Source organism: Bradyrhizobium sp. P5_C11_2, assembly GCF_054049755.1.
The window spans coordinates 1-11,670 of record NZ_JBFULT010000211.1; the positions used below are offsets into that span (position 1 = coordinate 1).

General features: G+C 66.2%; 9 protein-coding genes. 2 read left to right on the forward strand and 7 right to left on the reverse strand.

The genetic code is table 11. The annotated features are described in order from the left end of the window. Positions 1-96: 96 nt before the first annotated feature. Positions 97-1,110 (forward strand): 1-aminocyclopropane-1-carboxylate deaminase, encoded by a 1,014-nt coding sequence (locus ACXJL8_RS20190; protein WP_456619996.1) that lies wholly within the window; start codon positions 97-99, stop codon positions 1,108-1,110. Positions 1,111-1,394: 284 nt separating this feature from the next. Here the strand turns inward: ACXJL8_RS20190 and recQ are convergent, their stop codons facing one another. The 7 genes from recQ to ACXJL8_RS20225 all read right to left on the reverse strand — a co-directional run bounded on the left by recQ (position 1,395) and on the right by ACXJL8_RS20225 (position 10,982). After that, positions 1,395-3,260, reverse strand: coding sequence for a DNA helicase RecQ (gene recQ / locus ACXJL8_RS20195; RefSeq protein ID WP_456619995.1), 1,866 nt, complete (start codon positions 3,258-3,260; stop codon positions 1,395-1,397). 248 nt (positions 3,261-3,508) lie between these two features. Further along, the gene (locus ACXJL8_RS20200) at positions 3,509-4,252 is read right to left on the reverse strand and encodes a polysaccharide deacetylase family protein (protein WP_456619994.1); all 744 of its coding nucleotides are present in this window, start codon (positions 4,250-4,252) and stop codon (positions 3,509-3,511) included. A gap of 105 nt (positions 4,253-4,357) precedes the next feature. Further along, entirely contained in the window at positions 4,358-5,359 is a 1,002-nt protein-coding gene (gene metA / locus ACXJL8_RS20205; protein WP_456619993.1) for a homoserine O-succinyltransferase MetA, read from the reverse strand. Between the two features lie 12 nt (positions 5,360-5,371). After that, entirely contained in the window at positions 5,372-6,673 is a 1,302-nt protein-coding gene (locus tag ACXJL8_RS20210; protein WP_456619992.1) for an O-acetylhomoserine aminocarboxypropyltransferase/cysteine synthase family protein, read from the reverse strand. A gap of 368 nt (positions 6,674-7,041) precedes the next feature. Next, a complete protein-coding gene (locus ACXJL8_RS20215) occupies positions 7,042-8,631 on the reverse strand; it encodes an amidase family protein (protein WP_456685455.1) in 1,590 nt (529 codons plus the stop codon). A 123-nt stretch (positions 8,632-8,754) separates the two neighbouring features. Next, on the reverse strand, positions 8,755-9,789 hold the full coding sequence (locus ACXJL8_RS20220) for an aldo/keto reductase (protein WP_456685456.1): 1,035 nt from the start codon (positions 9,787-9,789) through the stop codon (positions 8,755-8,757). Positions 9,790-9,800: 11 nt separating this feature from the next. Continuing rightward, positions 9,801-10,982, reverse strand: a complete 1,182-nt coding sequence (locus ACXJL8_RS20225) for an MFS transporter (protein ID WP_456619989.1) — start codon at positions 10,980-10,982, stop codon at positions 9,801-9,803. A gap of 98 nt (positions 10,983-11,080) precedes the next feature. On the opposite strand from ACXJL8_RS20225, the gene ACXJL8_RS20230 reads away from it, so the two are divergent. Next, positions 11,081-11,670, forward strand: a 590-nt coding sequence (locus ACXJL8_RS20230) for a LysR family transcriptional regulator (RefSeq protein ID WP_456685457.1), incomplete at its 3' end; no start/stop codon positions are given.

Consider the following 11,670-nt stretch of genomic DNA (forward strand, 5'->3'; position numbering starts at 1 on the left):
ATAACCTGCAATACGGGCGCAGCATTCGAGAGCACATTTCTCCCCGCGCATGCTAGTCGCTACGGCCAGCTCAACGCCAATCGGGATGATCCTCTGATGCTGGAAAAATTCGCGCGCTATCCGCTGACCTTCGGTCCGACGCCCATCGAGAAGCTGGAGCGGCTGTCAAAGCACCTCGGCGGCAATGTCGAGATCTATGCCAAGCGCGAGGACTGCAATTCCGGCCTCGCCTATGGCGGCAACAAGCTGCGCAAGCTCGAATACATCATCCCGGACGCGATCGCCTCGAACGCCGACACGCTGGTCTCGATCGGCGGCGTGCAGTCGAACCATACCCGCATGGTCGCGGCGGTCGCCGCCAAGATCGGCATGAAGTGCCGCCTGGTGCAGGAAGCCTGGGTGCCGCACGAGGACGCCGTCTATGACCGCGTCGGCAACATCATGCTCTCGCGCATCATGGGCGCCGACGTGCGCCTGGTCGACGACGGCTTCGACATCGGCATCCGCAAGAGCTGGGAAGAGGCGATCGAAGAGGTGAAAGCCGCGGGCGGCAAGCCCTACGCGATCCCCGCCGGCGCCTCCGTGCATAAATTTGGCGGGCTCGGCTATGTCGCCTTCGCCGAGGAGGTGCGCAAGCAGGAAGCCGAGCTCGGCTTCAAGTTCGACTACATCGTCGTCTGTACCGTCACCGGATCCACGCATGCCGGCATGCTGGTCGGCTTCGCCGCCGACGGCCGCGCGCGAAAGGTGATCGGCATCGACGCCTCGTTCACGCCGGCGCAGACCAAGGCGCAGGTGCTCTCGATCGCGCAGAACACCGCCAAGCTCGTCGAGCTCGGCAAGGACCTCGTCGCGGACGACGTCGTGCTGATCGAGGACTACGCGTATCCCGCCTATGGCGTGCCGTCGGAGGAGACCAAGGAAGCGATCCGCCTCACCGCGCGTCTCGAAGCCATGATCACCGACCCCGTCTACGAGGGCAAGTCGATGCAGGGCCTGATCGACCTGACGCAGAAGGGCTATTTCGAGAAGGGTGCCAAGATCCTCTACGCCCATCTCGGCGGCGCACCGGCGCTGAACGGCTACGGGTATGCGTTCAGGAATGGGTGAGTGAGGGCCTAGACTGTGGCCACATCTTCGGTGTCGTCCCGGCGAAGGCCGGGACCCATAACCACAGGAAGTGGTTATGCGAAGAACGTCGTCGCGCCTGCCCTAAGATAGATCACGCGGTATGGATCCCGGATCGGCGCTCCGCTTCGCTGCGCTTGTCCGGGATGACGTGTGGAGAGAGTGTCTATAGCCCGGATGGAGCGAAGCGCAATCCGGGACTGGCACGATATGGAAAGACTGCCCCGGATTTCGCTGCGCTCCATCCGGGCTACGGGTGAGGACGCTTACCGCGTCCGCACGATCTGCAGCAGCTCATCCCCGTAATGCTCGAGCTTCTTGTCGCCGATGCCGGGCACGTTGCGCAATTCGTCGAGCGTGGTCGGCCAGGCCCGGACGATGCCGTCGATGGTGGCATCGTGCAGCACCACATAGGCCGGCACGCCGCGCTCGCGCGCGATCTCCGAACGCCAGGCCCGCAGCCGCGCGCGCAATTCGGGATCGACATCGCCTTGCGGCGCGTTTGCCGCCGGCGCCAAATCGCCACGGCGGGACTTGGCACGGCTTGACCGGATGCGGGTGCCGGGCGCCTCCTCGCGCAGCCATATGTCGGTCTCGCCGCGCAGCACGCCGCGCGCGGTCTCCGTCAGCTTCAGCGCGCCATAGGCTTCGCTGTCGCTCTGCAAATGCCCCATCGCCACCAGCTGCCGCAGCACGGTGCGCCACTGCTTCTCGTTGAGCTCGCGCCCGATGCCGAACACCGACAGCTTGTCGTGGCCGAACTGCGTCACCTTCTCGGTCAGGCGTCCGATCAGCACGTCGATCAGATGCATGGCGCCGAAGCGTTGCCCGGTGCGATAGGCACAGGACAGCAGCTTTTGCGCCAGCACCTTGCCGTCGCGCATTTTTGGCGGCGTCAGGCAGTTGTCGCAATTGCCGCAGGTCTCGCCGTGCACGGCCTCGCCGAAATAGCCGAGCAGCCGCTTGCGCCGGCACTGCGCGGTCTCGGCGAGCCCGACCAGCGCATCGAGCTTACGAATCGAGACCCGCTTGAAATCATCGGAGCCGCTGGACTCATCGATCATGCGGCGCTGCTGCACGATGTCCGAGAGGCCATAGGCCATCCAGGCGGCGGACGGCTTGCCGTCGCGGCCGGCGCGCCCGGTTTCCTGGTAATAGGCCTCGATGCTCTTGGGCAGATCGAGATGGGCGACGAAGCGTACGTCCGGCTTGTCGATACCCATGCCGAAGGCGATGGTCGCGACGATGACGATGCCGTCCTCGTTGAGGAAGCGGTCCTGGTTGCGCGAGCGGATGCTGCCATCGAGCCCGGCGTGATAGGGCAACGCCCGAATGCCGGCGTCATCGAGCGCGGCGGCGACTTCCTCCACCCGGTTGCGGGACAGGCAATAGACCACGCCGGCGTCGCCCGCATGGCGCTCCCGGATGAAGTCCTTCAGCTGCGACACCGCGTTGCGCTTGTCGACGATCTCGTAGCGGATATTTGGGCGGTCGAAGCTGGAGACGAACTGCGGACTGCTCCCGAGCTGGAGCCGCTCGACGATCTCCTTGCGCGTCAATTCATCGGCGGTCGCGGTCAGCGCGATGCGCGGCACGTCCGGAAAGCGCTCGGCGATGATGGAGAGGCCGACATATTCGGGGCGGAAATCATGGCCCCATTGCGAGACGCAATGGGCTTCGTCGATCGCGAACAGCGCCACCTTCGCCTGCGCCAGCAGCGACAGGCAGCGCGGCGTGACCAGACGCTCGGGCGCGACATAGAGCAGATCGAGATCGCCCGCGATCAGGCGGCGCTCAATGTCGGAGGCCTCTTGTGGCGTCAGCGACGAGTTCAGCGCGGCGGCATTGACGCCCGCCTCGATCAGGCCCGCGACCTGGTCGCGCATCAGCGCGATCAGCGGCGACACCACGATGCCGCAGCCCTGGCGCAGCAGAGACGGCAATTGATAGCACAGCGACTTGCCGCCGCCGGTCGGCATCAAGACCAGGCAGTTGCCGCCCTCGGTGACATGCCGGATGATCTCGCCCTGCGCCCCGCGAAAGCCCGGCAGGCCGAACACCGAATGCAGCACCGACAGCGCGTCGCGGCCGTCGGCGGATGCAGGCAGCGAGGCGGTGGAGGGGGCGGACATGGGCGGAACAGGACCGGGCCGTGAGATTCGACACAACGCCAGTCGCATGACGGCGCGGGCGTGGCAAGTCCATCTTCTCCCTCTCCCCGCTTGCGGGGAGAGGGTCGGGGTGAGGGGGAGTCTCCGCAAGGGAGGTGACAGACGGACTCGTGGAGAGTCCCCCTCACCCGAATCGCATCTGGCGATGCGATCCGACCTCTCCCCGCAAGCGGGGAGAGGTGAAAGGGCCCTCTGGGAGAAGGAAAAGGCTACGCCCCGATCCGCCGCAGCGCTTCCGCGACCGTCACGATCGGCATGTTGCGCGTCTTGGCCGCCTGCAGCGCGTGGCGCAGCAGGGCCGGCGTGCAGCCATAGGGGCTCGGTGCATCCACGACGTCATGGCCGTAGAAGATCAGCCAGCCGCCGCTCGCGATCGCCTCGTCGAAATAGCGGTCGATGCCGGCCTTATCGATCTCGCAATCGACCAGAGGCGAGGCGCGCAGGAACTGGAGGTCGACGACATCGCGGTTGACGCCGGGAAGGATGCCGCGCGCCGAGCGGAAGGTTTTGGCGAGCTGCGGTTTGCGCCAGACCGAGGCGAGGCCATACGGATAGGCAAAATTCTCCAGCGTGATCGAGGAGTCGACAGCGCGAAAATAGCTGCGGTTCCGCTCGATCTCGCGCGCCATGGCGGCCTCGTCGAGATCGACTGCGCGCAGGTGCGAAAATGTGTGGCAGGCGATCTCGTGCCCGCTGCGATGCAGCCGCACGATCGCATCGTTCGACAGGCCGCGCCAGTGGTCTCCCGGCTGGTCGATCAGGCTGCCGGCGAGATAGAACGTGCCGCGTCCACCGTGCGCTTCCAGAAGCTGCGCACCCTCGCCTGCGGCACTGTCGGGCGCATCATCGAAGGTGAAGCTCACCATCGGCGCATGCGCCGGCAGCCGGTGCGGCGCGGTGCGGAAATGCCGGGCCAGCCGATTGCTCACGCGTCCCTGGAGTGCCGACAACACGACCGCGTTTCCTGTTTGCCCCGACCTCGTCACTGAAGCATTCGTGCATCGCCCGAGGCAAGCTTCGCACTTCGTTAATGCTAATGCCGCGCCAACATCCTTTGCCTAGCGTGCCGGTAGCGCCGCCTCGGTATCGGCGGCGAGATATTGCAACCAATTGCGGAAAAGCGCCGCCGCGGCGCTGCCGGCCGCGATATCGGCGCGCAAAGCCAGTCCCGGCAGCTCGTTGCTGAGGGCCGGATGGCGCTGGTGCCTCGCCCGCTTCTCGAACCGTGCGAGCTTCTCTTCCGTCGCTGCGTCAAAATAACTCACGGGCACCGCCGGATAATTCTCGCGCTCGCGCGCGAGGTAGCGGCCGATGTCGCGCAGATATTCGCGCTGAAGCGACAGCGCGTCATATTCGGGATGGCCCTGGAAGAAGACGAAGCGGCTGGCATATTGCCGGACGAATACGTCCACCCCGGCCTCGCGCGAGCGCGTCAGCACCTGATAGCCGTGTTGCGCAAGATCGCTCTCGGCGACCTCGTTCAGCCGTGAATGCGAGACCTTGAGCGGGGCGGGCGCCGCACGCGTCAACGGATCGCCCGTGACGGCCTCGCAGTCGAAGATGCCATGGCACTTGGCCGGCAGCCGCCGCCGTTCGATGCGATCGAGATGCAGCACCGCGGCATGCGCGGCCAGGCACGACCAGATCGTCGAGCGCGTGTTGACCTTGGCCCAGTCGATCAGATCGGTGAGATCGCGCCAGTACGGTTCCTGATCGAGCTCGGGCGCGACCGGCTCGGCGCCGGTCACGATCAGCCCGTCGAACTTTTGGCGCTTCAGATCGGAGAGATCGGAATATTCGCTCTCGACATGCCACATCGCTTCCGGCGAGCGCCTGACCGACGGCAGCGAAAAGCAGTGGAAGCGGATGCGGCGCGGACCCGCGGCTGCCTGAAGCAGCTTCATGAACTGCCGCTCGGTCGCCTTCAGCGCCGGATCGGGCATGTTGTTGATCAATCCGATGGTGAGCTCGGCGCCGCCGCGGTCGCGTGCGAGATCGCCCTCGGCCGGCACCAGCGCCGGGCTCGGCACACCCTGATCCTTGTCGATCAAGATGCTCATCGGCCCGGCCGCCTACTCCGCGGCCTGAAGGCGCGCCGACGGGCAGGCCTTTTCCAGCGCCTGGTCGATGTCCTCGATGATGTCAGCGGAATGCTCGATGCCGATCGAGAGCCGGATCGTCTCCGGCAGCACACCGGCCGTACGCTGCTGCTCCGGCGACATCTGCCGGTGCGTGGTCGAGGCCGGATGGCAGGCCAGCGACTTGGCGTCGCCGATATTGACGAGGCGCGTGATCAGCTTCAGCGCGTCATAGAAGGCCTTGCCGGCTTCCATGCCGCCCTTGATGCCGAAGGTGAACAGCGAGGAGGCGTTGCCGTCGAGATACTTCTGCACCAGCGGATAATAGGGACTGTCCGGGAAGCCGGTGTAGTTGACCCAGGCCACGCGCGGATCATTGCGCAGGAATTCGGCGACCTTGCGCGCGTTCTCGCAGTGGCGCTCCATCCGCAGCGCCACGGTCTCGATGCCCTGAAGCAGCAGGAAGGCGTTGAACGGCGACAGCACCGAGCCCATGGTGCGCTGATAGATGCTGCGCGCGCGCTCGATATAGGCGGTCTTGCCGAAGCGCTCGGCATAGACCAGCCCGTGATAGGAGGCGTCGGGCTTGTTGTAGCCCGGGAAGCGGTCGGCATACTTCGCCCACGGAAAGTTTCCGGAATCGACGATGGCGCCGCCGAGCGTGGTGCCGTGGCCGCCCAGGAATTTTGTCAGCGAATGCACGGCGATGTCGGCGCCGTAATCGAACGGCTTGAGCAGGATCGGGGTTGCGACCGTGTTGTCGACGATCAGCGGCACGCCGTGGGCATGCGCGATCTTGGCGAGCGCTTCGATGTCGCAGACATTGCCGGCGGGATTGCCGATGGTCTCGGCGAACACGGCACGGGTGTTCTCGTCGATCAGCTTCTCGATCGCCTCCGGCTTGTCGCTCTCGGCGAATCGGCCGACGATGCCCTGGCGCGGCAGGATGTGGGAGAGCAGCGTGTGGGTGGTGCCGTAGAGCTGCGGCACCGAAACGATGTTGCCGCCGTGGTCGGCGACGTTGACGAAGGCGAAATGCAGCGCTGCCTGGCCGGTCGCGACTGCGAGCGCGCCGACACCGCCTTCGAGCTCGCTGATGCGCTTCTCCAGCACGGCGCTGGTCGGATTGGCGATGCGGCTGTAGCGGAAACCTTCGGCCTCGAGATTGAACAGGGCCGCGCCGTGATCGGCGCTGTCGAAAGCGTAGGCTGCTGTCTGGTAGATCGGCACCGCGACCGCGTGCGTGGTGGCTTCGGGTTCGTAGCCGGCGTGAATAGCGATCGTCTCGTTACGCATCGTCCACCTCCGCGTGGAGCGGGCCGCACTTAATTGGCCGTGATGGGCATGTGCGTTGTCCGCCGTCCTCGTGTTAGAGGCGGGTGGTAAAGCGGACAATAATTCGTCTACAGATCGAGGAAGTAACCCTAACGGTTGTTGGTGAATTGGCTAAAATTTGAGTCAATTTGAATTAATGAATCGGTGCGGTTTGGTACGCCTCGCGCAGTGCTTTCCTTCTCCCCTTGCGGGAGAAGGTGGCGCGAAGCGCCGGATGAGGGGTCTCTATCCACGAGGCAAAATCTGCGTTCGCGGAGAGAGACCCCTCACCCGTCTCGCCGCTTTGCGGCGAGCCACCCTCTCCCGCAAGGGGAGAGGGTGAGGATCACCTACTCCATCGTCTCCCACAGACGATGAGCGAGCACACCCACACGCTTCTCGATCGCGGCCGCCGCGTCGAGCGCGAGGTCCTCGCGATAGCGGCCGGCGATGAGTTGCACGCCGATCGGCTTGCCGTCGTGCAATGCCACCGGCACCACGGCGCCGGGCAGGCCCAGCACGTTGATGGCCGAGATGAAGCGGATCTCGCCCCAGAAGATCTCCTGCACGCGCTCGGCGCTGACGGTGTCGTCGCGCGGGCCCGGCGTCGGCTTCACCGTGGTCGGCGCCAGCACCACGGGGTACGCCTCGAAAAACAATTGCCAGGCGCGGATATGGCCGTTGCGCGCGGCGGTGGCGCGCATCCAGGCCGGCAGATCGAGCACGTTGGCCTTGGTCTTCATGCCACCCCACGCCTTGTGGAAGTCTTCCGAGGTGACCTTCAACATGCCGGCTTCCTGCATCACCACGGTCTCGTTGGTGATGATGTCGCACCAGGTCTGCCAGACGCCGTTGATGTCGGGCACATCGACCTCGCTGACGCGATAGCCCGCGCGCTCCAGATGGTCGGCAGCCTGGCGCAACGCCGCGGTGACCGACGGATCGACGTCCATGTCCTCCGGGATCTTGGCGAGCGCGACCTTGATCGGTCCCTTCGGCTTCGGACCCACCAGTGGCGCCGGCACCCACCAGGGGTCGCGCGGATCGCGCTGGCTCATCACCTCCAGGCCCAGCCGAACGTCGGCGACGTGGCGGGCGAGCGGCCCCTGCGCCGACATCAGATGCGCCAGCATCGGCCGCTCCGCCGTTGCGCTCTGGTTGAAGGCGGGGATGCGTCCCTGCGTCGGCTTGATGGTGGCGATTCCGTTGCAATGCGCCGGCCAGCGCAGCGAGCCGCCGATGTCGTTGCCATGCGCGATGGTGCCGATGCCGGCGGCGACCGCCGAGCCCGCGCCGCCCGAGGAGCCGCCGCAGGTGATGTTCGGATCCCAGGGGTTGAGCGTCAGCCCGTGCAGGGGATTGTCGGTGAAGCCGCGGAAGGAGAATTCCGGCGTGTTGGTGAGGCCGAGCACGATCGCACCGGCCTTCTTCAGGTTGCGCACCACCGGCGAATCCGACGGCGCAATGAGGTYCTTGTTCGCCGGCACGCCGTTGAAATTGGGCCGGCCCTCGTAGTCGACGTTTTCCTTGATGGTAACAGGCACGCCGTGCAGCAGGCCGAGCTCGCCGCCCTTGGCGCGCTGCTTATCCGCCGCATGGGCGGCCTTCAGCGCTTCCTCGCTGAGATCGACGACCACCGCATTCAGCCTGGGATTGACGGCCCGCATCCGCTCCAGATGCGCCTCCACGGTCTCGACCGCGGAGATTGCCCCAGTCCGGATCGCGGCCGCGGTGTCGACCGCCGACCATTGCCAGGCCTGCCCCTTGGGACGGCGCGCCGCGGCTGATTTGCTGCGGGCGACCTTCTTGACTGGCTTCTTGACGGTCTTCTTGGCCGGCTTCGTGACGGCGCCCTTGCGGGCGGTGGTCTTCTTGCTCGAGGTCTTCGCTACCGCTTTCCTGGAAGCACTTTTCTTCTTGGTCGCCGTCTTCTTCGCCACGTCGCATCTCCTGAAATTGCGCGGCGGACGTTACGGAGGGCGATGCGGCCTGTACAGCATCGTTTCTGCATGGCGCGCTGGTGGGAGCGGCCAATGCGACGAATTGTCCGCGATTGCCGACGCTCACACCGGCGGCGGATTCAGCCGCGCAAACCCTTCCTGGATGCGATAGGGGTAGTAGGGATAAGGCGGCATCACTGCGCTGGCCTCGTCGAGCCGCTTGATCTGATCCACGCCCAACGACCAGCCGACCGCGCCGAGATTGTCGCGCAGCTGCGCCTCGTCGCGGGCACCGATGATCACGGAGGAGACCGTGGGACGGGACAGCAGCCAGGCGATCGCGACCTGCGGCACCGTGCGGCCGGTCTCGGCGGCGATCACGTCCAGCACGTCGACGATGGCGTAAAGCCGCTGTTCGTCCACGGGCGGGCCGAATTKCGCGGTGGCGTGCAGGCGGCTCTGTTGCGGCAGCGGCTGGCCGCGGCGGATCTTTCCGGTCAACCGGCCCCAGCCGAGCGGGCTCCAGACCAGCGCACCGACACCCTGGTCGCGTGCGAGCGGCATCAGCTCCCACTCATAGTCGCGGCCGAGCAGTGAATAATAGATCTGGTGCGCGACATAGCGCGGCCAGCCGTGGCGATCGGCGACCGCAAGCGACTTCATCAACTGCCAGCCGGCGAAATTGGAGACGCCGACATAGCGCAGCTTGCCGGCGCGCACGAGCATATCCAGCGTCGACAGCACCTCCTCGATCGGCGTGAAGGCATCGAAGGCGTGGAGCTGGAGCAGGTCGATATGATCGGTGCCGAGCCGGCGCAACGCTGCCTCGACCGAGGCAAGCAGGCGATGCCGTGACGAGCCGGCGTCGAGCGGACCGTCGCCCATCGGCAAGCTCATCTTGGTGGAGATCAGCACCTTGTCACGGCGGCCCTTGATCGCCGCGCCAAGGATCTCTTCCGATGCACCGTTCGAATAGACGTCGGCGCTGTCGAACAGGTTGACGCCGGCGTCGAGACAGATGTCGATCAACCTGCGCGCCTCCTCAGTGCCGCTGCGGCCCCAGGCCGAGAACAGCGGTCCTTGGCCACCAAATGTGCCGGTGCCGAAACTGAGGACGGGGACTTTGAGGCCGGAGGCGCCGAGATTGCGGTAGTCCATGTGCTCCTCCCCTATTCCGCCGGGCATGCCGCGATTGCGGCCTGCGTGCGGTCAAGCCTCAGACTCCACAGTGCCAGCACGAGGCCGATCGCCGTGATGCCGGCCGCGACCAGCGGCAGCGCGGAAAGCCCGAGCCCGCGATCGATCGTGATACCGCCGGCCCAGGCGCCGAGCGCGTTGCCGAGATTGAACGCCGCGATGTTGAGGCTCGAGGCCAGCGTGCGGCCGCTGGACCCGGCGGCCTCCAGCACGCGAAGCTGAAGCGGCGCGACGGTGGCGAAGGCGGCCACGCCGAGCAGCAGGATCAGCGCGATGGCGAGGATCTTGATCGACAGCACGGCGGCCAGTCCCACGAGCACGATGGCGAGCGCGGCGAGCGTGCCGATCAGGGCGCGCGCCAGCCCACGGTCGGCGAGCTTGCCGCCGGCGACATTGCCGATCGCGAGCCCAACGCCGAACACCAGCAGGATCGGCGAGACCGCCGCTTCCGAGAAGCCGGTGAAACGCGTCAGGATCGGCTGGATGTAGGTGAAGACGACGAACAGGCCGGCGAAGCCGAATACGGTCATGGCAAGCCCGAGCAGCACCTGCGGACGGCCGAGCACCGCCACCTCCTCGGCGAGCGAGATCGGCTTGTCGCCATTGCCGACATGGCCGGGCACCAGCGCCGCCACCACCGCAAACGCGATCACGCCGATCAATGTCACCGCCCAGAACGCCGCGCGCCAGCCGAGCATCAGGCCGAACCAGGCGCCGAAGGGCACGCCGAGCAGGGTTGCGACGGTGAGACCGATGAACATGGTCGATATGGCGGAGGCGCGCTTGTCCTCGGCCACGAGGCTGGTCGCCACCACCGAGCCGACGCCGAAGAAGGTGCCGTGGGCGAGCGAGGTCAGCACCCGCGCCGCCATCAGCAATTCGTAGTTCGGCGCCAGCGCGCAGGCCGCATTGCCCAGCGTGAAGATCGCCATCAAAGCGAGCAGCACGGTCTTTCGCGGCAGGCGTCGCGTCGCCAGCGTCAGCACCGGGGCGCCGACGAACACGCCGAGCGCGTAGCCGGAGATCAGCAGACCCGCGACCGGGACCGAGACATGCATGTCGGCGGCGACCTGGAGCAGCAGGCCCATGACGATGAATTCGGTGGTGCCGATGCCGAAGGCACCGGCGGTGAGCGCGAGGACGGCGGGAGGCATGCGTGGCTCCAATGCGAGGGACGAGCCACGCAGATAGCCGCAGCGCAGCAAAAGCATTAGAATGTCCGCAATCCAATCATTTGTGACATGAATTCAACATGGCCCGTTTCGACACCAACCGCTCCGCCGAGATGGAGGTCTTCGTCCGCGTCGTCGATCTCRGCGGCTTCACCCAGGCCGCGCGAAAACTGCGCCTGACGCCGTCGGGCGTCAGCAAGCTGATCTCGCGGCTGGAGACGCGCCTCGGCACGCGGCTGATCACCCGCACCACGCGCAAGCTGACGCTGACGGAGGAAGGCCAGGCCTTCTATCAGCGCGCCGTGCGCATCCTTGCCGAGATGGAAGAGGCCGAGCGCGAGGCGGCCTCCGGCGCCGCGCCGCGCGGCCGGCTCACCGTCAACAGCAACATCCCTTTCGGCATGCTGCATGTGATGCCGCTGGTCCCGCGCTTCCTCGAACAACATCCCGACGTCACGCTCGACCTCGTGCTGACCGATACGCTGATCGACCTGATGCAGGAGCGCGCCGACGTCGCCATCCGCGTCGGCCCGTTGCGGGCGTCACGTCTCGTCGCGCGAAAACTCGGCACCAGCCGCATGGTCGTGGTCGGCGCGCCGAACTACCTGGCGCGTTTCGGCACGCCGAAGGCGCCGGCGGATCTCACCGAGCACCGCGGCATCGGCTGGAC